A 22,168-nucleotide genomic window follows, 5' to 3' on the forward strand; every position below is an offset into this window, starting at 1 on the left:
AAAAAATAACCAAATGAATTTTGTAAACCTCAAAAAGCGCTATTTACAAATAGCCATCGGACTCGTATATCTATGGTTCGGGGCTCTTAAATTCTTTCCCAATACTAGTCCTGCAGAGGAACTTGCTACGAACACCATTGGCGAACTTACTTTATCATTGATACCTCCAAGTATTTCAATAATACTATTGGCCCTTTGGGAAGTTTTAGTCGGATTATTTTTTCTTTTTAACCTGCAAAAAAAGATGACCATAAGGGTAGCAGTTGTGCACATGCTCTTAACCTTTACACCACTTTACTTCTTTCCGAGCTTATTTTCAATGAAAATCTGTTGACACTTACATTGCTTGGTCAGTATATCATTAAAAACCTTATCATTCTTGGAGCATTGGGTGTTTTATGGCTGGAAGTTGCACAGGAAAACGCACCTGCCACGAAAATTAAGGAGGTTTTTACTGAACCTGATTTAAATCCTAGAAGAATTTTTAGATTTAGGTAATTAATTGGGTCCTACCATGATATGGGCCCTATGGGTGCCGGGTTCATTAGCCAGGGCATTCCCTTCGCATGTGGCTTATCGGGTAAGCCTGTGGACTCGGTTGTGGCATAAGGAATATAGATTACATATCTAAACTGTCCGTTAGCCAATTCCCCTGTTGAACTATCATAGTCGGCATCGGCACCATAATAAACATACATCATACTAGGTTCCCTTGGCATGTCCAATTTTCCTTCAGATACTTCCTTCCCCCTTATTTCACGAATCTCCATTACATCTTTGCCATCAGCCCTTAGCTCCCTACCCCTTTTCATAAAAGGTTCCAGCTTTTTTGAGTAACAGGAAACACTGATTCCATCCCTATTTGGATCATCGGCAAGACAAATCAAATTACTAGTGCCTTCCCTAAGCACAAGAAAGTCACCATCCTCGCTGTAACCGTACACCATAGTATCCGTGCTACTGCCTTCCGGAACCGGTAATAATGCGGTCTTTATCTGGATTTCTTTTGGTAGAATTCTACCCTTTTCACTTTGGGCAACCAACGCTAAGGTGAAAAAAAGTGCAAACAACAAAAATAAATTCTTCATAATCAACAGGTTTTGAATTAAATATATGAAATAATATATTCATATAATACGCATTCAAGCATACCATGAACAAAAAAGCCAACCCGAAATTAGGGTTGGCTCATTACTATTTTTAATATCAATTTATAGAGGCTTACGGCCGTGAAATAATATTGTAAAGAATTACGATTACGGCAATAACCAATAATATATGGATTAGACTACCCGTTGCCAAACCTGGAACAACGCCTAGCATACCTAACAACCATATAATTATACAAATGACCGCAACCAACCATAATAGACTTTTCATAATTTTTAGTGTTTTTGATTCGTACGAAAATTAATTGATATCAAATCAATTATAGTACTTTAACACTATGATTATTAACCCATTTAATGGTAATTGAACCTTTTACTTAACCCAGATTTGCAAGGCTCTTTTCCAAGGTTTCAATTTTTGCTTCGGCATCGGCCTGTTTTTTACGTTCCATTTCAATAACCTTCTCCGGGGCATTATTTACGAATCGTTCATTGGAAAGCTTTTTTTGGATCGAATTCAAAAATCCTTTGATATATTTTAATTCCTCTTCTATTTTAGATTTTTCTGCCTCAACATCAATAGCTCCACTGATTGGAATAAAATATTCATTGGATTTTACACGAAAAGACAAGGCTCCCTCAACGGTGCTTTCTACATACGATATCGTGGTTAGATTCGTCAATTTACTTACAACACAATCCCAACTAGCTACCATATTCTCCTCATTTAATATCAAGAGTTCCAAAGATTCCTTCATGGGAATATTTTTCTCCTTTCTTATGGTTCTAATTCCCGCTACTACCTCTGTTATAAATTCAAATTGATTTATAAGGGTAACATCTGCAACGAAAGGTTCCGGCCATTGAGATACAATCAAAGCTTCAGTAGGCTCGCGCTCTGAAATATGCTGCCATACCTCCTCCGTTAAAAAGGGCATGAATGGGTGGAGCAATTTTAAGTTCTGCTCAAAAATATTAATGACGTTTTCAAATGACTTCTTGTCAATAGGTTGTTGATAAGCTGGTTTAATGATTTCCAACAACCATGAACTGTAATCATCCCAAACCAATTTATAAATGGCCATGAGAGCATCTGAAATGCGATATTTACCAAAGTGATCTTCAATTTCATTTAGGGTTTGGTTGAACTTCGCTTTGTACCATTCTATACCAATTTTGGAAGCTTCAGGTTGGGGAATGTCAGCCACCTCCCAACTTTTTAATAGTCGAAAACCGTTCCAGATCTTGTTCGCAAAATTCTTTCCTTGCTGGCAAAGATCTTCATCGAACATTAGGTCATTACCTGCCGCGGAACTCAATAATAGGCCTACCCTTACACCATCCGCCCCATATTCATCTATGAGTTTAAGCGCATCCGGCGAGTTACCCAAGGATTTGGACATCTTTCTTCGTTGCTTATCCCTAACCAAACCAGTAAAATAAACATTCTCGAAAGGTCTCTCACCCCTATATTCGTATCCAGCAATGATCATTCTTGCTACCCAAAAGAAAATAATGTCAGGTCCCGTGACCAAATCGTTGGTAGGATAATAATAGTTGACCTCTTCATTATCGGGTTTTAGAATACCATTGAAGACGCTCATTGGCCATAACCATGAAGAAAACCAAGTATCTAAAACATCTTCATCCTGTTTGAGATCAGCAATGGTCAAATTTTGGTTTCCAGATTTTTCCTTTGCACTTGCAAGCGCTTTTTCCTCGTCCATGGCTACCACAAAATCGTCCTGGCCATCACCAAAATAGTAGGCCGGAATTCGTTGACCCCACCAAAGCTGTCTCGGAGATGTTCCAATCCCGAATGTTTTCCATCCAATGTCGATAGGTATTATCAAACCTTTTAGGAAAAAACTTTATATCATCTGATCCCAATACTGCCCTAATGGCAGGTTTTACCAATTCTTCCATCTTCAAAAACCACTGATCGGACAATCGAGGTTCAATTACAGCCTTTGTCCTTTCTGAAGTCCCAACCTTATTCAAATGTTGTTCGGTCTTTACCAAAAAACCTTTTTCCTCTAATTCCTTGGCTATCTCCTTTCTCACCACAAAACGGTCCTTGCCCTCATAATGGAGTCCATAAGAGTTTAAGGTAGCGTCCTCATTGAAAATATCTACAGTTTCCAACTGGTGCTTTTCCCCCAATGCCTTGTCATTAACATCATGGGCAGGCGTAACTTTTAAACAACCGGTTCCAAACTCAATGTCTACATATTCATCCTCGATAATAGGAATTACCCTATTGCAGAGCGGAACAATCGCTTTTTTACCTTTCAAATGGGCGTACCGATTATCATTTGGGTTAATACAAATAGCAGTATCTCCTAAAATGGTTTCAGGTCTCGTTGTTGCAATGGTGACTTTTTCAGTTGAATCTTCTATAGAATACTCCAAATAGTATAACAAGCCTTGCTTCTCTTCATAGATGACCTCTTCATCTGACAAGGTGGTTTTTGCCTCAGGATCCCAATTAACCATTCTGTAACCTCGATAAATAAGCCCCTTATCATATAGGTCAACAAATACCTTTATGACGCTTTCATATCGCTCTTTATCCATGGTAAAGGCCGTTCTGTCCCAATCACAGGAGCAACCAAGTTTTTTGAGCTGTTCTAAAATAACCCCACCATATTCATGTGTCCAATCCCAGGCGTGTGTAAGGAACTCCTCTCTAGAAATCTCACTTTTATGTATTCCTTGTTCCTTTAACTTGGCAACCACCTTTGCTTCGGTGGCAATGGATGCATGGTCCGTACCTGGTACCCAACAGGCATTTTTCCCCTTTAAACGGGCCTTTCTAATAAGTACATCCTGTATGGTATTATTGAGCATATGCCCCATATGCAACACACCAGTTACATTGGGAGGCGGAATAACAATGGTATAGGGTTCTCGTTCATCTCGGAGAGGAATGAAAATAGTTATGCTTCATCCAGTAATCGTACCAGCGATTTTCTACCTGATGTGGCTCATATTTTGACGGAATTTCCATTTTTGGAATAGTTTTTGATATAACAAGTTGGAAAATTGAGATAAAAAACAAAACGGACTAGATATTTCAAATACCCGTACCGTTTTTTTCTCTAATTAAATACGAAACAAAAATAAGTAACGTTAGAGTATAACAAAAGGATTTTGGAGTTGATCTGAAAAGAATTAATTTTGAAATTCATCCTAAACAAAAAATGATGAAAAAAATTGTACTTGTATTGTTTGTCGGATTACTTGGATTAAGCCTAAAAGCCCAAGATAATGCGGCAAAAATTGAGTTTAAGACAGAAACGGTAGATTACGGTGAAATAGAAAAAGGCTCAGACGGTATGCGCGTTTTTGAATTCACCAATACAGGAAGTGCCCCTTTAATAATTAGTGATGTGCGCTCCAGCTGTGGATGTACTATTCCTAAGAAACCGGAAGATCCAATCATGCCAGGGAAAACCGGTGAGATTCAGGTAAAATATGACACCAACCGTGTAGGATCCATAAGAAAAGCAATTACTGTTACTTCCAATGCGGATACACCTACAAAGATTTTAAAAATTAAAGGAGAAGTAAAAGCTCCTAGTGGAACCAAGTAAAGAACGGTTCAATATAATTTTAAAGCCCTCGATTTAGAGGGCTTTTTATTTGAACAAATCTTTCAGTACAAAGCTGAACAACAAACTATTGTTAGATCTTTCAACTAGAACTTTTACCCTTTTACCTTCCTTCTCATTAAGCATTTCCATTATTTCCTGTATTTTATATCGATGGATTCTTTTACCGTTTACTGCCAAAATTATATCCCCTTCCTTCAATCCCGCAGAATGCGCAGGACTACCTGCCCTAATACCGTAAACTACAATTTCAGGAACAAGACTTAATCGGGTAGCTCCTTCTAACAAAATCTGAACGTTACCGTAGGATCTATCACTTTTTTGAACCACTCCATTAAAATTAGCGATCCTTTCTGATACATAGCGTACACCGGCATGCTGTAGGTCGATTCCACTTACATTGTAGTGGAACGGTTGTTTGAATTTGGAATTTTTCCGAAGACTGATTTCTCCATTTGGATAATCAAAAACAATATTGAAACGCTTCAAGATTTCACCTCCTAAACTACCATTTCTGTTACCCAAATCCTTGATGGTATTAAAAGTCAGCATATCAGGAAATGCGGCTTTAGCCTCCGCAAGAATAAAATCCCCTATCTTAATTCCCTCTACCTTGGTCCTTTTCCCATATATATCTCCGGCCAAACCTTTTCCTAAATAATCCTCATAATATTCTTTAGGCAATTTTATGCGTTCATCCTCAAAGAGCCAAATTGCATCACTGCTACCAGTATCCAATAACATTTTCACGGGAATATCTCCCTCTTCTTTCAAGGAAACATGGGCATCCACATATGCCTTTCTATTGAGTACATCCACTTTAAGGGTTTCATAGCGATTTCCTAGGTTTGGTCCCCCTGTTTCCGGATTATAAAACTTTATGGTATTGGAAGCGTAGTTAATATCCACTATGAAATCCCTAAATAAATCATACCCAATAATTCCATGGATGGGGACACCCAAACTTGGGGAAAAATTAATCCCCGCATCCATTACCACATATAGCTTTTGTGAAAAATTTCGGATGTTGCCCAACTTAAAAAAGTTACCCTGAGAGCTAAGAGCACTAATAGGTTCACCTTCGCCTAGCCCATTAATTGTGATTTCAGAAACGTTCCTTAATTCCAAAGAGTCTTGATTGGCTAGGTTGAAAAGTATTGGAGTACTTACCCCGGAGTCCAATACAAATGACAATTTGGTTCCGTTGACATCTATAGGAATAACAATCAAGTTATTTATCAACTCAAACCTTATCTTTTCAAACTTTTGGGTTTCGGAAGGGAGTAGCCTTGCGCTAAACCAAAAATAGGTAGCACAAGAACGAGCATTAGAAAGAATTGCAAGAGTCTTTTAAACATGTTCGTTTCCAATTGATTGACCTTCATCAAGATACGATTTTTTTCTGTGGAATAATATAATTTTAACATTCCTGAAAAAACCCGAAATAAACTGCCCATATATTGTAGATTCCCCAATCATTTACCACTTTTGCGAAAAAGTAATTTTTATGCCTAAGATTTCCGATAAAGGGCGTTCAATGCCTCAATCCCCAATACGTAAATTGGTTCCCTATGCTGAAACTGCTAAGAAAAATGGTACAAAGGTAATCCATCTAAATATTGGGCAACCCGATATTAAAACGCCTCAAATTGCATTAGATGCTGTAAAAAATAATCAGCTTAATGTTTTGGAATATAGTAGAGATCGAAGGCTCGGAAAGTTACAGGGAGAAAATAGCCGCATACTATCATAAGAATCAAATCGAGGTATCGGCCAATGATATCATTGTCACTACTGGTGGTTCCGAAGCGCTTTCTTTTGCAATGGGAACTATTGCGGACACAGATGACGAAATTATTATTCCGGAGCCTTTCTATGCCAACTACAACGGTTTTGCCACAGCAAGTGGAATTAATGTTGTTCCAGTGGTATCAAAAATTGAAAATAACTTTGCATTGCCTCCAATTGAGGATTTTGAGAAATTGATTACATCAAGAACCAGAGCCATATTAATTTGTAATCCAGGGAATCCTACCGGTTATCTATATAGCGAGGAGGAAATAAAAAAACTGGCTAAAATTGTTCTTAAACATGATTTATTTCTTATAGCTGACGAGGTTTACAGGGAATTCGTATATGACGATAGGGAGCATTATTCCATTCTTCAAGAACCATCTCTTGCGAATCATGGGATTATTGTGGATTCTGTTTCCAAAAGATATAGCATGTGCGGAGCCCGTATTGGCTTTTTAGTATCAAAGAATAAGGATGTAATAGCTACTGCAGTCAAATTCGCCCAGGCAAGACTTTCCCCACCCACCTATGCCCAAATTGCAAGTGAAGCTGCATTGGAAACACCACAAAGTTATTTTGACGAAGTAAAGACGGAATATGTGGCCAGGAGGAACCTATTAATTTCTGAATTGGAAAAATTAGACGGAGTCGTAGTGGCTAAACCCCAGGGAGCCTTTTATTGTATTGCTGAGCTACCGATTGAGGATGCTGATGATTTTGCACAATGGTTATTAGAGGATTTTAGGGTAAACAATGAGACGGTAATGGTGGCACCAGCCGGCGGATTTTATGCAACGGAGGGATTGGGCAAGAATCAAATCAGGATTGCTTATGTCTTAGATCAATCAACGCTCAAAAGGGCTGTTCACATCTTAGGGGAAGCATTTAAAACCTATATCGGTTAATGGAAATTCTTAAGAATTATTCCTTAAAGCACCATAACACCTTTGGAATTGATGCAAAGGCTAAATACTTTGTCGAAATAACTTCGGTTCGAGACCTTCAAAGTATTTTGGCCGATAATGACTATCCTGATAAGTTCGTTTTGGGAGGTGGCAGCAATATGCTGATTACAAAGGATATCGATGCGTTGGTTCTACATATCAACATAAAAGGTATTCATATCGAAAAAGAAGATGACGATTCTGTCATATTAAAGGTGATGGCCGGGGAGAATTGGCACGAAATGGTACTCGGGCCCTTGAACATGACTTGGGAGGGCTAGAAAACATGTCTTTGATACCAGGAAATACGGGTACAGCACCTATTCAAAACATAGGTGCCTATGGAGTGGAATTAAAAGATGTCTTCGTGAGCTGTGAGGCCGTTAGCAGGGCTGACCGAGAAGCTAGTGCAGTTTACAAAAGAAGAGTGCCAATTTGGCTACAGGGAATCCATTTTTAAAAATAATGGAAAAGATAAATATGTCATTACTTCGGTAAAGCTAAGGCTCACTAAAAAAAATCACATACTAGATACAAGCTACGGTGCCATAAACGAGGAATTATTAAGGAATAATATCACTGAACCAAGTATAAAGGATGTTTCGAACGCCGTCATAAACATTAGAAACAGCAAATTGCCCAACCCAAAGGAATTGGGAAATAGTGGAAGTTTTTTTAAAAATCCGGTACTATCCAACAAAGTATTTACAAATTTCATTGAAAAAAACCCAGGAGCTCCTTTTTATAAAGTTTCGGAAGAAGAGTATAAAATTCCAGCCGGTTGGCTAATTGAACAAACTGGTTACAAAGGAAAACGTTTTGGCGATGCTGGTGTACATGCCAAACAGGCCTTGGTATTGGTAAATTATGGCAATGCCACTGGAACCGAAATTTTGGACTTGGCCCTCAAAATTATAAAGGAGGTGAAGTCTAAATTCGGAATTACCATCCAGCCTGAAGTCAATCTAATAAAATAACCCCTGAGAAAGACTCCCAGGGGTTATACCAAACCAAACTAACCAAAAACTAAGTAGCAGTTACCAGCTGCTCACTTATAACATAATTTTTTAGATAACGCCGCTTTAGCAATCAATTTTATAAATTAGCGTTTATGGATATACGGATCGACAACCTACTTTGGATCTTACACATCTTAAAAAATTAAAGATCCTCTTCTAGCTATGAGCTCACTACTTGAAAAACACATTGTTGAACTTTTGCAGGAGCGGAATGACAAGGCCATTTCACTTTTGTATGACAACTATGGGGATACACTATTAGGGGTTGCGAACAAGGTTCTAAGAAATGAGGAACTTGCCCAAGATGTACTACAGGAAAGTTTCGTCAAAATATGGAAAAAAGCGGACTCTTATGATCCCACCAAAGCTAAACTTTTTACATGGTTGTTTCGTATAACAAGGAACACCGCCATAGATAAATTGAGAAGTTTAAATACAAAAACGGATAAGGAAATCCAAATTGACGTTTCTGACGTATATAATTTAGGTATTGAAAGTATTAGACCTGAGTTCATGGATGTTCAAGAACATCTCGGATAAGATTGAGGAAAAATATCAAATCGTGTTAGACGCTTTGTTTTTTCAGGGAATGACACAGCAGGAGGCAAGTGAGGAGTTGGATATTCCTTTAGGAACAATCAAATCTAGATTAAAAATTGGACTACGCGAGTTAAGGAAGGTTTACGGATATGCGGTGCTTTTACTACTTCTAAATTTAATATAATGAAATACGCCATTCTAAAATCCGGGATTTTTCCAAATTGATGGTTGGCGAGTTACATCTCAACGCCGAACTATTTGGAAGCATGACAGATGTAAAACAAAAGATAATAAGATGAAAGAAAAAATTAAACAGTTCTTGGATACCGATTTATTGGAGAACTACCTTCTTGGTACCACGACCGAGTTGGAATCACTAAAAGTTGAACAATATATTGCTATGTATCCTGAAGTAAGGGAGGCATACAATGAATTACAGGAAAGCTTGGAAATCTTTGCTAAACTCCACGCCATTAAATCGCCTGAAGGACTAAAAGAGAAAATAACAGCACGCATAAAATCTGAACGGGCCGGAAGAAAAAAATTCTTCAGATTTGCTATCGCAGCAAGTATCGTAGCTATGATTTTCGCGGGTTCCTCCTACTTTTTCTCGTGACCAAAACCGAACTTACAGGAAGAAAATTCGATGGTCAGCAACAAGATAAAATTGTTGGAAGCGGATATGAAACAGCAATTGGAAGATGTTAGAAACCAATTCATAGTTCTAAATAATCCAAGCACTAGAAAATATAATGTAAACGGCAACAAAAAAGCCAAGGAATTAAAGGCCGTAGCCTATATTAATCCTGTTAAAAAGTTGTCCTACATCAATGTGAGCAATTTGCCCAATTTACCTGAAAATCAATGTTTCCGGATGTGGGCAGAGGTTAATGGTGAAATGTTGAACTTGGGCATTATTGAAGAGGCAGGTGACAGTCAAAAACTATTGGCACTTCCTTATGCTGAAAATGCAATGGGTTATATAACCATAGAACCTAAAGGTGGCAATCAAATCCCTACAGTTGACAATATTGTGGCTAATATTGCTTATTAGTCCATAAATTATAAAGTAGTCTTAAAGCCCCAAATTGGGGCTTTATTTTTTTACCTTTGTGTAGAATTTAAATCTAGCTCATAAAACAGTAAAAACCATATCAATGAAACTTATACTTCTTACCGTTGGACTGTTGGCATTGGCCTTTTACGGGATCGCCATAAAAATATGGGCGAAAAAAGATGGAAAATTCGCTGGGACATGTGCTAGTCAAAGTCCATTTCTAAATAAGGATGGACAGGCGTGTGGTATGTGCGGTAAATTACCCGAAGAACAGGACTGCAAAAAGGAAACCATCTCCTAAAAAGGAATAATTAAATTTTCCGAACACTATTGACAGACGAGATAAATGACATTATTATCAGGGCCAAAGAAGGTAATCAGATAGCATTTAGCAGATTACTGGATAGGTTTTGGAACGATGTTTATGGTTTTCAGTTAAAACGTACTGAAAACGAAAATGATGCAGAGGATATCACCATTCAAACCTTTTCTAAGGCTTTTGATAAAATTGAGACTTTCGATGATCGATTTTCATTTAAGACTTGGTTGATTACTATTTCAAAAAACATTCACATTGATTTGGTCAGGAAAAGAAAGAAAAGTCTTTTGGATTCTCAAAGAAACGATGATGCCATCAAAGGAGTTCATGATGATGCACTTTCAATGGAGGACCAACTCATCCAGGAACAGAATTTGGCCGATTTATTACGTGATATAAAAAGTCTGAAACCTCATTATCAAGAAGTAATAAATCTAAGATATTTCAACGAACTAAGCTATGCAGATATCGCTGAAAAACTTAATGAACCTATCAACAATATCAAAGTGAAAATTCTACGGGCAAAAAAGCTTCTCGCAGAAATCATCAGAAACAGAAGATAAACTTATATATAAGAGAAATCGATCCTATTTCATGTTTCTGCTCCCTATTCTACAGTAAGTATTACTCTTTTTACTTTGTATATTTGTAAAAAAATAAGGCATGTCCGTAGCAGTAAAAGAAAATGTAGCACCCCCAAAGGGAAAACCAAAATGGCTAAGGGTTAAACTTCCTACCGGAAAGAAATATACCCAACTACGAGGTTTGGTGGATAAGTATGATTTGCATACGATTTGCACATCCGGGAGCTGTCCAAATATGGGAGAATGTTGGGGTGAAGGAACAGCTACCTTTATGATACTTGGTAATATTTGTACAAGATCTTGTGGGTTCTGCGGAGTTAAAACGGGGCGCCCAAAAAATGTAGACTGGGAAGAGCCTGAAAAAGTAGCCCGTTCAATAAAAATAATGGGGATAAAACATGCCGTAATAACTTCAGTAGACCGTGACGATTTAAAAGATATGGGATCTATAATTTGGGCAGAGACGGTAAAGGCCATTCGGAGAATGAACCCTACTACTACTCTTGAAACCCTGATTCCTGATTTCCAGGGTATAGAAAAGCATTTGGACCGAATCATAGAAGTTTCCCCTGAAGTCGTTTCACACAATATGGAGACTGTTAAAAGGCTCACCAGGGAAGTACGTATTCAGGCAAAATACGAACGTAGCCTAGAAGTTTTAAGATATTTACGTGCCAATGGTGTCAACAGGACAAAGTCGGGTATTATGTTAGGCCTTGGGGAGTTGGAGGAAGAAGTTATTCAAACGATGCAAGATCTAAGGGGCGCCAACGTAGATGTTGTAACTATAGGACAATATTTGCAACCATCAAAAAAACATCTGCCCGTAAAGGAATTCATTACTCCGAACAGTTTAAAAAATATGAGGAGATAGGTCCGGAAATGGGATTTAGACACGTAGAAAGTGGTGCCTTGGTACGATCTTCATATAAGGCACACAAGCATATTGATTAAATCATAATTTCCTTGTATAGATTGAGACACATGAAGGTTTCGATTTAATTACCCCACCGATGGAAAAAATCAGAATTGGAATCAATGGTTTTGGAAGAATTGGTAGAACTTTTTTTAGGCTGGTTCAAAACCATCCCAATTTACAGGTAGTTGCCATAAACGATCTTGCAAATGCCGAAACACTATCACACCTACTTAAGTATGACAGTATTCACGGTATTTTTAATGGTACCGTCGATTATGGAGAAAACCATTTAATTGTAAATGGTAAAATGGTAAAGCTTACTAACCATTTGCAGCCACAAGATATTGATTGGAATGCCAATCAAGTCGATTTGGTTGTTGAAAGTACAGGTAAATTCAAGACAAAGAATATCTTGGAGCATCATATTAAAAATGGTGCCAAGAAGGTAATTCTTTCTGTACCGCCTGTAGACCCGGATATTAAGATGGTCGTTTATGGAATAAACGAGTCCATTTTAAACAATGAGGACTATATTATTTCCAATGCATCCTGCACTACGAACAATGCGGCTCCAATGATTAAGGTAATCAATGACCTTTGTGGTATTGAGCAAGCCTACATTACAACTATCCATTCCTACACTTCGGATCAAAGCTTGCATGACCAACCCCATAAAGACTTAAGGAGGGCCCGAGCTGCAGGGCAATCAATTGTACCAACAACTACGGGAGCGGCAAAAGCCCTAACAAGAATCTTTCCGGATTTAGAAGATGTAATTGGTGGTTGTGGCATTCGTGTACCAGTCCCCAATGGTTCTTTGACAGATATTACCTTCAATGTTGCGAGAAATACCACCATTAAAGAAATTAATGATACTTTTGAAAAGGCGTCCAAAAATGAACTAAAAAATATTCTGTGCTACACAGAAGACCCTATAGTATCCGTGGATATAAACAATAGTTCTTATTCTTGTACGTTTGATTCTCTAATGACCTCGGTCATTGGGAGAATGGTAAAAATAATTGGTTGGTATGATAATGAAACTGGCTATAGCAGTAGAATTATAGACCTTATAAATTTAATGGCAACGAAAAAGTACATTTGAGAAAGACTTACTTTCATAAAAACCTATTAAACTTACTTCCGCTTATTATTTTTCTGCTAGTGGGTATGTCCCTTTATTCCCAAGATTCTGTACCCGTTCGAGATATGCACCCCTATTTTGATGAGGCCCGAAAACTCAGAAACCAGAACAAGATTGACTTGGCCTTAGAAACCTTGGATAAGGCTGCCGAAGAAGCCGAAAAAGATGAAGATATAAAGGGATTAATTGACTGTTATCATGAGCTTGCCCTTCTTTATCTGAAGTTGGACAAAGAAAATGATACCCAATTCTATTGGGACCGTGCTAGTGTATTACTTTCAGATATTGCCTATCCTTATGGTGATGCAATCCATAAATACATTGAGGCCATTCTGCTATACAGGGCAGATCAAAGCTACCAGGCGCTGTTTATGCTCAACGAGGCGAAGCAACTGAACAATGACAGGAATTTTTTCAACAACATACTTCTTACCGAGGCTATGGTCTATTTGAAGCTGGAAAAATATGAAAGTGCTGCCAAGAACCTCAACTCCCTGGTTGTAAATACAGATATTTATGAAAAGGACTACTTAGCGACTCGAGCCTATTTAGGTTTAGCGGAATTAAATTTCAAAACCGAAAATTTTGAGGAAAGCGCCAAAAATGGCGAGGAGGCCTTGACACTTGCAAATAACAATGGGTTTTTTCTCGAAATTAGAAAAGCCAACGACTTTCTCTCAAAGGTCTATAGCCATTTAGGGGCTTATCAAAAAGCTTGGGCCAATAGTCAGAATTTATTGGAAATCCAAGATTCCTTATTTACAATCGATAAAGTAAAGGTAGAAGCCAAAACAGCAGACAAAATAAGGGATGATTACAAAACTGAGTTGATTGCAAGACAGGACGACACCATTCAAGAGTTAAGGGAATCCCAAAATAGATCAGAGTTGACCGCAATTTTGACGGCGGCTTTTTTAATTATTATATCCCTATTGGCAGTTTCTCTGTATAGGAATAATCAAATTAAATTAAAAACGAACGACCTTTTACAAACCAAAAACCGGGAACTTCAAGTTTCTAGGGATGCGGCCGTTCAGGCAATGGAAGCAAAAACCAACTTTCTATCTACGGTGAGTCATGAGCTAAGAACCCCTTTGTATGCAGTTACTGGGCTTACGCACCTCCTTCGGAAGAAAACCCTGCCGATCATCAAAAAGATCATTTAAAAGCCTTAAAATTTTCTCGGAGACTATTTGTTGAACTTTATAAACGATATTCTTCATATCAATAAAATTGATGCCAATAAGCTAGAACCCTTACATATGGAGTTCAACCTTAAAAAGGTCATCAATGAGGTAATGGACTCCTTACAGCAAAGTGCCAAGGAAAATAAGACCGAATTAACTTTGGATTATGATGTCAATATACCAAATCATTTAATGAGTGACCCATTAAAACTATCCCAAGTTTTTATGAACCTTATTGGCAATGCCATAAAGTTTACACGCGGAGGTCTTGTAGAGGTCATTTGCAAACTCAAGGAAAAAACCGGAGAGGATGTTACCATTTATTTTGAGGTAAAGGACAATGGAATTGGTATTTCAAAGGAAAAACAACAAAGTATTTTTGATGGCTTTGAACAGGGATCTATTCAAATCAATCGGGAATATGGAGGAACAGGACTAGGGCTTACCATTGTGAAAAGTCTTTTAGGGTTGTTCGACAGTAAGATTGAGCTTAATAGTACCCTAGGGAAGGGTAGTTCCTTTAGTTTCGAAATTGATATGAAGAGCAAGGACGAACTTATGGATGAGATACCGTTTGAAATAACCTCGGGCGAATACAATTTTAAAGGACTCCATATTTTGGTTGTTGAGGACAATAAGATCAATCAGGTGATTACCAAGAAAATGCTCAATAAAAAGGATATTTCCTGTGATATTGCAAGTAGTGGTGAAGAGGCTGTTACTTTGGCCCAGGAAAATGTATATGACGCCATCTTAATGGATATACATATGCCAGGTATTAGCGGAGAGGAGGCAACTATACAAATAAGGAAGTTTGACCAGACAACTCCTATTATTGCGCTAACCGCCATATCATTGGATGATAGTGTTGAAAGCTTCTATGCTGCCGGTTGTAATGATGTTGTTACAAAACCATTTAAGCCAGAGATTTTCTATCAAAAAATAGGGGAAAATATCTTTGACAAAAGGATTAGGACCTCTCTTTCATAAGCTCATTCAACCTATAAAAAATTACCTCTTTTCCTTTATTCATAAACTTATGCCTAATGGGCAAATAATAAAGGTTGGAAAGATGATGTCTCAATCTTACGAAGTCCTTTTCTGTGGTTAGTATTAATTCCTTTGTTCTGAGAGTATCTATTTCTTTATCAGTAAAAAAATGGTGGTCTTTAAATTCCTTATGGTCAAAAGACAGCCCAATGGATTTTAGATGGTTCACAAAAGGGGTTGCATTTGCAATTCCGGTAACCAATGTGATATTTTTTTCCAAAAGGATATCCAATTCTAATTTCTTTTCCTGGCCATAAACACTGCTCTCATACTCCAAAAAGCTAAAAAGTACTATTTGATGGGCCTTGGGCCTTAGTTTGTTAATTATTTTATTCTGTCCTTCGGGGTTCATGGTTGGTGGACATTTGGTTACTATTATTAGTTCCGCCCTATGGGCGGCTGATTTGCAATCCCTTAAATTACCAGTTGGTAAATACCAGTCATCTACATATAAATCTCCATAGGATGTCAATAAAATACATATATCAGGTTTCACCTTCCTATGTTGATAGGCATCATCCAGTAATATCAGTTCCGGTTGTAGCTTTGTGGTTAATATTTGAATACCTTCCCTCCTATCCACATCAACGGCAACTGTTACTTCGAAATTTATGATGAATCTGATAGGGTTCGTCGCCTAGTTCTTCCACTGAAGTATTTTCATCAGCCATTAAAAATCCGAGAAGATTTTCGCTTGTAGCCCCTACTCAGTACTGCTATTTTATAATGTGGTTTTAATAATTCAATCAGGAACTCCGTCATTGGTGTCTTTCCAGTACCACCAACACTCAAGTTACCAATGCAGACAATAGGCACATCAAACTTTTGAGAGGATAAAACACTTATATCAAAAAGGAAATTCCGCAGATAAACTACAAGCGCATAAATCAAAGAAAATGGAAACAGAAGTTTTCTCAAGAGTTGCATTAGAGCGAAATTATAATATTTTATCTTTGAAAACCTTAATAATTTATTGAAAATGACGGTTAAAACGGTTACCCAAATCCTAGAAGAACTTGCCCCTTTGGACCAAGCAGAAGATTTTGACAATGTAGGTCTTTTGGTTGGAGACAATTCTATGGAGGTAAATGGAGTTCGGTGACTTTGGATACCATCGAATGTGTTGTGGACGAAGCAATTGCAAACCAATGCAATCTCATCGTAAGTTTTCATCCCATTATATTTAGCGGTTTAAAAAAGATTACAGGAAGAAATTACGTTGAACGGATCGTTCTAAAGGCAATTCAAAACAACATTGCCATCTATGCCATTCACACGGCCCTTGATAATTCATCTAATGGTGTAAACGCCAAGATTTGCGAGGTATTGGGTCTTGGTAATACGCGCATTCTAATTCCTAAAAAAGATACTATAAGAAAGTTGACTACCTACGTTCCCGTGTCAGATGCCGATAGGCTAAAAGAAAAGCTTTTTGAAGCAGGAGCAGGAAATATAGGTAATTATAGTAATTGTAGCTTTACACTTGAAGGAACGGGGAGTTACAAAGCGGGCGACAACAGTGACCCTACCATTGGTGAAATAGGGAAAACACATTATGAAAAGGAAACAATGATTCATGTTACCTATCTTAAATCTTCCGAAAAAGAAGTCTTGGACGCGCTAATGAAAAACCATCCTTACGAAGAAGTTGCCTATGAAGTCTCTTCTCTAGAAAATTCGAACCAAAATATAGGTATGGGCATGATTGGGGAATTTGAAGAGACTATGCCGTAAAAAATTTTCCTAAAACACCTTAAAGAGGCAATGAATGCCCTAGTTGTTAGGCATTCCGAATTACGAAACAAACCTGTAAAAAAGGTTGCTGTTTTAGGAGGAAGCGGAGCATTTGCTATTGGAGCCGCAAAAGCCGCAGGTGCGGATGTTTTTGTGACGGCAGACGTTAAATACCATCAATTTTACGAGGCTGAAAACAAAATGGTCATTGCCGATATCGGACACTTTGAAACTGAGCAGTTTACAAAAAACTTATTAGTTGATTATCTTACAAAAAAAATTCCTAATTTTGCAATCCGTTTATCGGAAAGTATAACAAATCCTATCAAGTATTTTTAAATATGGCAAAAAAAGAAGAATCGTCTGTAGAAGCTAAATTAAGGGCATTGTATGACCTTCAATTAATCGATTCCGAGTAGATGAAATAAGAAATGTTAGAGGAGAACTACCTTTGGAAGTGGAAGATTTAGAGGATGATGTGCTTGGTCTAAAAACGAGATTGGATAAGCTTAAAACCGATTTGGAAACCATAAATTACGAAATCGGAGCCAAGAAAAACCTAATTGAGGAAGCAAAGGCATTAATAAAAAAATATACCGAACAACAAAAAAATGTTAGGAATAGCCGTGAATTTAATTCCATAAGCAAGGAATTGGAATTTCAGGAATTGGAGATTCAACTTGCCGAAAAAAATATAAAGGAGTTCAAGGCACAAATAGAGCAGAAGAAAGAAGTCATTGCCGAAACGAAGGAAAAACTAACAGAACGCGAAACACACCTTAAGCACAAAAAAGGTGAATTGGATGCAATTTTGGCCGAGACCGAAAAAGAAGAAAAAGCACTATTGGAGGAGTCCTTGAAATATCAGGATAAAATAGAAGAAAGGTTGGTAAAGGCCTATGCCCGTATAAGAAACAATGTTAAAAATGGACTTGCGGTAGTTCCTATTGAAAGGGGTGCTTCCGGTGGTTCCTTCTTCACTATACCACCCCAGGTACAGGTGGAAATTGCTTCCGAGAAAAAAGATTATTACCGACGAGCATAGCGGTAGGATTCCGGTTGACCCCCTACTTGCGGATGAGGAGCAAGAAAAAATGGATAAACTCTTCGCTAAATTATAAGAGAAAAGAACACTGAAACTTAAAAGGCCATCTTTTGAAGATGGCCTTTTTTTATTTACCTTATTGAAAGATGAACAAAATAGTTATAATAACAATAATCACAGTCATTATGACCTTTCAGATAGCATATTCCCAAAACCTATCCGACTATAAATGGAAGAACAGGATACTCATCCTTTCTGATATTAATATCAATAGCACCAATTCAAACTCCGCCTACAAACTTTTAGATAAAGAAATAGAGGCTTGGATAGAAAGAGAGGTCATCTTCTTGTTTCTTAACAACTGAAAGCTCATATCAACGGACGGTAAGAGAATAAAATACGACATAGAACTTCCAAAAAGACTTCACGGCTACTTGTTAATTGGCAAAGATGGAGGAATTAAAATGATAGAAAACTATCCTTTAGTTTCACAAAAGGTGTTTGACAGAATCGATAGTATGCCCATGAGAAGGGCTGAAATGAAGGACAATAATCAATGAATTGAATTATTCAGTGTATTCAATATCTTATCCTCAATTTCTTGACTTTCCCATATAGCCTCTATATTGGGTATGGCCATGACTTGTTTCATAATGTTCTCTTGAAAATCCCCTTCCGCCAGTGCCTCAGCATAAGGGCGGTCCGAAAAGGTAACTCTGCTATAAGCGGGAATCCATTTCTCAGGATACTTGGCAGCGAATCTTTTCTCAATCTTTTTCTGCAATAAAAACATCGGGTCGGCTGTTTTGCTGCTCATCTCCACAAAATTTCGATAGCTCAATTCCGCAATGGCATCGGCATTAGGTTTTCGCATTTCTTGATAGTTCTTGAATATGGTCTCCCAATCGTCTCCATACCTACCAATCAATTCATTTAAAACGTAAATATCCTCAAAACCAGCATTCATGCCCTGTCCATAAAATGGGACTATCGCATGTGCAGAATCACCCACAAGGGCTACTTTATCCCAATAGGTCCAGGGATAGCATTTCATAGTTACCATGGCGCTTGTAGGATTCTTGAAAAAATCCTGGGTCAAGTTTTCAATGTCGTTTTTAACGTTTGGAAAATAAGTATTGAAAAAGTGGATGGCATCTTCCTTGGTCTTAATACTTTCAAAGGAGACTTCACCCTCAAAAGGCATGAACAAGGTACAAGTAAAACTACCATCCAAATTGGGCATGGCTATGAACATAAATTGACCCCTGGGCCATATATGAAACGAATTCCGGTCTAATTTATGAGTACCATCCTCATTAGGAGGAATGGTAAGTTCCTTATAACCAACGTCGATAAAGTCTTGCGAATAATCGAATCGGCTCCTTCTTTGCATTTTGTGTCGAACCCTAGAAAATGCACCGTCACAACCAAATACTAGATCAAAGTCATAAGTTTTCCACTCCCCTTTTTCTGTTTCGCCAGTAAAAACTTGGGCCTTTGGCAAATCTACGTCCCAAACCTTTTCCTCAAACCTAAATTCAACACCGGCCCGTTCTGCCAAGTCTATCATCTTTTTATTGAGTACCCCTCTAGAAATTGACCAAATCGCCTCTCCGTCCTTTCCATATTTTTGATAATATTGAGGCTTCCCAATAACGTGCATCGCCCTTTTGTCCAAGGGAATACCGATTTCCCTTATTTCTTCATCAATCCCGACTTCCTTTAGTGCCTTCCATCCCCTATTGCTCATAGCGAGATTAATGGAACGACCGGAAAATTCCACCTCCCGGATATCAGGTCTCCGGTCAAAAACAGTAATCGAATGCCCGTACTTCTTTAGATAAATGGCCAGCAAAGAACCTACAAGTCCTGAGCCAATAATTGCGATATTCTTTTTTGTATAGGTCATTTACGGGATGCTTGGTTGAATTTTATTATTTATGAGAGGGCAAAATAGAAATTAAAAAAGGTTTAGTTTATAATTAACTCTTTTTGTTTAACAAATAATTAATTTTATTAAACATATAAAAACCGTTTAATGCATTTTAATCTTTCGGATCTAACAAACCTCCCCAATAGATATAGGGCAAATTTAATCAATAGTTCTACAGGGTACAGACCAAGTAATCTTTTAGGCACAAAATCCCCTCGGGGCGTTACAAATTTGGGCATTTTTAACTCCATAACGCATATTGGAAGCAACCCTGCTCTAGTTGGTTTTGTTCTTAGACCTTTGACGGTTCGTAGGGATACATATAACAATATAAAAGCTTCTCGCCACTTTACCATAAACCATGTAAACAGTTCGATGCTATCACAAAGTCATAAAACATCCGCCAAATATGACGAAGATGAATCGGAATTTGAAAAAACAGGGTTGACCGAAGAGTACCTTGACGGATTCCAAGCTCCATACGTGAAGGAAAGTCAAATAAAATTAGGCTGTTCCTACGTAAACGAATACCCTATAAAGGAAAATGGCTGCATCTTAATCATTGGTGCTATTGAACATTTGTACGTACCCGACACTGCCCTTTTTAAAGATGGAAGCATAGATTTGGAAAATGTTCAAAGTATTGCAAACATCGGCTTGGATGGATATGCCCTGCCCAAAATTTTAAAAAGGTTCGCCTACGCAAGACCAAACGAGACAACAGAAGAAAAATAAATGACCCATAAAAAGCAGCATTTACCTTCTAAGATTTGCCCCGTTTGCGGACTGACTTTTGTATGGAGAAAAAAATGGGAAAGAAATTGGGAAGTGGTAAAATATTGCAGTGAAAAGTGCAGAAGAAATAAAAAATGTTACGCATGAATAATCTAGTTTGGTTCAGGAATGATTTAAGAGTACAGGACAATATCTCATTGGCCAAAGCCAGTTTGGGTGAAAAAGTAATCGGCGTGTATTGTTTTGATCCTTTATACTTTAAACCAGGTGATTTTGGGTTTAAAAAAACTGAGCGATACAGGGCCAAGTTCCTCATAGAATCGGTTATGGAGTTAAGGGACAACCTTAGAAAGCATAATATTCCTTTATTCGTGTATGTAGGAAAATCATCTGTATGTATCGCAGAGTTAATAAAAGAGCAAAAAATTAATGATGTATATCTGCAAAAAGAATGGACACGAGATGAGACTTCCATCTTGGATTCCGTAAAAAAAAACGTAAGTGAAAATGTGAATTTTCATGAGTCCTATGACCAATTTCTATTTCATCCTGAGGATATACCCTATCGTTCTTACGATGACATTCCCAAAGTATTTACCGATTTCAGGAAAAAGTGTGAAAAATTTTGCAACGTGCGAACCGAAGAAAAATTTGAAAAGATTTTCCCTGAAACTAATTTTTTGGAAAACCAAACAATAATACCCACACTGACCAATCTAGGATTAGTGGAGCCTATGGAAGATTCCAGATCTGCATTTCCATTTAATGGAGGAGAAACAATGGCTTTACAAAGAATAAAGCATTATTTCGGGAAACTAAAAAACTCGCGTATTATAAAAAAACAAGAAATGGCCTAGTGGGTATGGATTACAGCTCCAAACTTTCGGCGTGGTTGGCCAATGGCAGTATATCTGCTCGCACCATTTATTGGGAGGTAAAAAAGTTTGAGAAGGAAATCACAGAGAACCAGGATACTTACTGGTTGATTTTTGAATTGATATGGCGTGATTTCTTCAAATATGTTTCCCTTAAGCATGGCTCAAAAATCTTCCAAATCAAGGGTATTTTAAACAATAAGTACGATTGGAAGTTTGACAAGCAGAAATTAAACCAATGGTGCTCAGGAACTACAGCAGATTCTTTTGTCAATGCCAATATGAAGGAGCTAGAAAAAACGGGTTGGATGAGCAATCGAGGGCGACAAAATGTAGCCAGCTATTGGGCCAAGGAACTGGAGCAGGATTGGCGTTACGGTGCCGCATATTTTGAAAGTATGTTGATCGATTATGATGTACATAGCAACTGGGGCAATTGGATGTACAATAGTGGGGTAGGAAACGACCCAAGAGACCGAAAGTTTAATACCAAACTGCAGGCCGAACGCTATGACCCCAATGGAAAGTTCCAAAAGTTATGGCTTCAGGAAGCCCTATTTTAAAAC

At 37.8% G+C, this 22,168-nt stretch carries 20 protein-coding genes and 9 pseudogenes; 22 read left to right on the forward strand and 7 right to left on the reverse strand.

The features are described from left to right. Window positions 1-13 precede the first annotated feature (13 nt). Window positions 14-334, forward strand: a complete 321-nt coding sequence (locus tag NYZ99_RS13915) for a hypothetical protein (RefSeq protein ID WP_260571772.1) — start codon at window positions 14-16, stop codon at window positions 332-334. Beyond that, window positions 331-498 carry a hypothetical protein gene (locus NYZ99_RS13920; RefSeq protein WP_260571773.1) on the forward strand — a complete coding sequence of 56 codons (168 nt, stop codon included), beginning with the start codon at window positions 331-333 and terminating at the stop codon, window positions 496-498. Before NYZ99_RS13915 ends, NYZ99_RS13920 begins: the two co-directional genes overlap by 4 nt. 11 nt (window positions 499-509) lie before the next feature. Here NYZ99_RS13920 and NYZ99_RS13925 read toward each other — a convergent pair whose 3' ends face one another. From NYZ99_RS13925 to NYZ99_RS13935, 3 genes and pseudogenes are all read right to left on the reverse strand, one after another. Next, complete coding sequence (locus NYZ99_RS13925) at window positions 510-1,088, reverse strand: hypothetical protein (protein WP_260571774.1); 579 nt, start codon at window positions 1,086-1,088, stop codon at window positions 510-512. Between the two features lie 123 nt (window positions 1,089-1,211). Next, window positions 1,212-1,380, reverse strand: a pseudogene (locus NYZ99_RS13930) (lmo0937 family membrane protein). A gap of 106 nt (window positions 1,381-1,486) precedes the next feature. After that, window positions 1,487-4,119 (reverse strand): annotated as a pseudogene (locus tag NYZ99_RS13935) (valine--tRNA ligase). Window positions 4,120-4,312: 193 nt separating this feature from the next. Between NYZ99_RS13935 and NYZ99_RS13940 the strand changes: the two are divergent. Next, window positions 4,313-4,705 (forward strand): DUF1573 domain-containing protein, encoded by a 393-nt coding sequence (locus NYZ99_RS13940; protein WP_260571777.1) that lies wholly within the window; start codon window positions 4,313-4,315, stop codon window positions 4,703-4,705. A gap of 45 nt (window positions 4,706-4,750) precedes the next feature. On the opposite strand, the gene NYZ99_RS13945 is transcribed toward NYZ99_RS13940, so the two are convergent. Beyond that, window positions 4,751-5,953: an aspartyl protease family protein gene (locus tag NYZ99_RS13945; RefSeq protein ID WP_260571778.1), complete on the reverse strand. Its 1,203-nt coding sequence runs from the start codon at window positions 5,951-5,953 to the stop codon at window positions 4,751-4,753. A 277-nt stretch (window positions 5,954-6,230) separates the two neighbouring features. Here NYZ99_RS13945 and NYZ99_RS13950 point away from each other — a divergent pair. From NYZ99_RS13950 to NYZ99_RS13995, 11 genes and pseudogenes are all read left to right on the forward strand, one after another. Continuing rightward, window positions 6,231-7,422: pseudogene (locus tag NYZ99_RS13950) on the forward strand (pyridoxal phosphate-dependent aminotransferase). Next, window positions 7,422-8,438 (forward strand): annotated as a pseudogene (murB, locus tag NYZ99_RS13955) (UDP-N-acetylmuramate dehydrogenase). Before NYZ99_RS13950 ends, murB begins: the two co-directional pseudogenes overlap by 1 nt. 204 nt (window positions 8,439-8,642) lie before the next feature. Then, a pseudogene (locus NYZ99_RS13960) lies at window positions 8,643-9,204 on the forward strand (RNA polymerase sigma factor). Window positions 9,205-9,315: 111 nt separating this feature from the next. Beyond that, window positions 9,316-9,636 (forward strand): hypothetical protein, encoded by a 321-nt coding sequence (locus tag NYZ99_RS22050; protein WP_338039025.1) that lies wholly within the window; start codon window positions 9,316-9,318, stop codon window positions 9,634-9,636. A 30-nt stretch (window positions 9,637-9,666) separates the two neighbouring features. Then, a complete protein-coding gene (locus NYZ99_RS22055) occupies window positions 9,667-10,074 on the forward strand; it encodes an anti-sigma factor (protein ID WP_338039026.1) in 408 nt (135 codons plus the stop codon). 103 nt (window positions 10,075-10,177) lie between these two features. Continuing rightward, entirely contained in the window at window positions 10,178-10,378 is a 201-nt protein-coding gene (locus tag NYZ99_RS13970) for a membrane or secreted protein (RefSeq protein ID WP_260571779.1), read from the forward strand. 29 nt (window positions 10,379-10,407) lie between these two features. Beyond that, window positions 10,408-10,959 carry an RNA polymerase sigma factor gene (locus NYZ99_RS13975; protein ID WP_260571782.1) on the forward strand — a complete coding sequence of 184 codons (552 nt, stop codon included), beginning with the start codon at window positions 10,408-10,410 and terminating at the stop codon, window positions 10,957-10,959. Between the two features lie 100 nt (window positions 10,960-11,059). Further along, window positions 11,060-11,934 (forward strand): annotated as a pseudogene (gene lipA, locus NYZ99_RS13980) (lipoyl synthase). Between the two features lie 59 nt (window positions 11,935-11,993). Further along, window positions 11,994-13,004, forward strand: a complete 1,011-nt coding sequence (gene gap, locus NYZ99_RS13985; RefSeq protein ID WP_260571783.1) for a type I glyceraldehyde-3-phosphate dehydrogenase — start codon at window positions 11,994-11,996, stop codon at window positions 13,002-13,004. Beyond that, window positions 13,001-14,209: a tetratricopeptide repeat protein gene (locus tag NYZ99_RS13990; protein WP_260571785.1), complete on the forward strand. Its 1,209-nt coding sequence runs from the start codon at window positions 13,001-13,003 to the stop codon at window positions 14,207-14,209. Before gap ends, NYZ99_RS13990 begins: the two co-directional genes overlap by 4 nt. A gap of 30 nt (window positions 14,210-14,239) precedes the next feature. After that, the gene (locus NYZ99_RS13995; protein ID WP_260571786.1) at window positions 14,240-15,220 is read left to right on the forward strand and encodes a response regulator; all 981 of its coding nucleotides are present in this window, start codon (window positions 14,240-14,242) and stop codon (window positions 15,218-15,220) included. On the opposite strand, the gene NYZ99_RS14000 is transcribed toward NYZ99_RS13995, so the two are convergent. Together NYZ99_RS14000 and NYZ99_RS22060 are read right to left on the reverse strand one after the other, a co-directional pair. Then, complete coding sequence (locus NYZ99_RS14000; protein ID WP_338039027.1) at window positions 15,201-15,863, reverse strand: tetraacyldisaccharide 4'-kinase; 663 nt, start codon at window positions 15,861-15,863, stop codon at window positions 15,201-15,203. The genes NYZ99_RS13995 and NYZ99_RS14000 overlap by 20 nt on opposite strands. Window positions 15,864-15,943: 80 nt before the next feature. Next, window positions 15,944-16,207: a tetraacyldisaccharide 4'-kinase gene (locus NYZ99_RS22060; RefSeq protein ID WP_338039028.1), complete on the reverse strand. Its 264-nt coding sequence runs from the start codon at window positions 16,205-16,207 to the stop codon at window positions 15,944-15,946. A gap of 52 nt (window positions 16,208-16,259) precedes the next feature. Here NYZ99_RS22060 and NYZ99_RS14005 point away from each other — a divergent pair. From NYZ99_RS14005 to NYZ99_RS14020, 4 genes and pseudogenes are all read left to right on the forward strand, one after another. After that, window positions 16,260-17,353 (forward strand): annotated as a pseudogene (locus tag NYZ99_RS14005) (Nif3-like dinuclear metal center hexameric protein). A 2-nt stretch (window positions 17,354-17,355) separates the two neighbouring features. Continuing rightward, window positions 17,356-18,135: pseudogene (locus NYZ99_RS14010) on the forward strand (zinc ribbon domain-containing protein). Window positions 18,136-18,244: 109 nt separating this feature from the next. Next, complete coding sequence (locus NYZ99_RS14015; RefSeq protein ID WP_260571787.1) at window positions 18,245-18,424, forward strand: hypothetical protein; 180 nt, start codon at window positions 18,245-18,247, stop codon at window positions 18,422-18,424. 69 nt (window positions 18,425-18,493) lie between these two features. After that, complete coding sequence (locus NYZ99_RS14020; RefSeq protein ID WP_420845130.1) at window positions 18,494-18,619, forward strand: DUF4174 domain-containing protein; 126 nt, start codon at window positions 18,494-18,496, stop codon at window positions 18,617-18,619. Here NYZ99_RS14020 and NYZ99_RS14025 read toward each other — a convergent pair. Then, complete coding sequence (locus tag NYZ99_RS14025; protein ID WP_260571788.1) at window positions 18,613-19,968, reverse strand: FAD-dependent oxidoreductase; 1,356 nt, start codon at window positions 19,966-19,968, stop codon at window positions 18,613-18,615. The two genes, NYZ99_RS14020 and NYZ99_RS14025, sit on opposite strands and share 7 nt — an antisense overlap. Window positions 19,969-20,097: 129 nt before the next feature. Here NYZ99_RS14025 and NYZ99_RS14030 point away from each other — a divergent pair, with 129 nt between their 5' ends. From NYZ99_RS14030 to NYZ99_RS22070, 4 genes and pseudogenes are all read left to right on the forward strand, one after another. After that, window positions 20,098-20,727: a flavin reductase family protein gene (locus NYZ99_RS14030; RefSeq protein WP_260571789.1), complete on the forward strand. Its 630-nt coding sequence runs from the start codon at window positions 20,098-20,100 to the stop codon at window positions 20,725-20,727. After that, a complete protein-coding gene (locus tag NYZ99_RS14035) occupies window positions 20,728-20,874 on the forward strand; it encodes a DUF2256 domain-containing protein (RefSeq protein WP_260571791.1) in 147 nt (48 codons plus the stop codon). Next, complete coding sequence (locus NYZ99_RS22065; protein ID WP_338039029.1) at window positions 20,871-21,584, forward strand: deoxyribodipyrimidine photo-lyase; 714 nt, start codon at window positions 20,871-20,873, stop codon at window positions 21,582-21,584. Before NYZ99_RS14035 ends, NYZ99_RS22065 begins: the two co-directional genes overlap by 4 nt. Continuing rightward, window positions 21,566-22,165, forward strand: a pseudogene (locus NYZ99_RS22070) (FAD-binding domain-containing protein); the annotation flags it as partial. The gene NYZ99_RS22065 and the pseudogene NYZ99_RS22070, both read left to right, overlap by 19 nt. Window positions 22,166-22,168 lie beyond the last annotated feature (3 nt).

The organism is Maribacter litopenaei, from assembly GCF_025244665.1.
In the GTDB taxonomy this organism is placed as follows: Bacteria; Bacteroidota; Bacteroidia; order Flavobacteriales; family Flavobacteriaceae; genus Maribacter; species Maribacter litopenaei.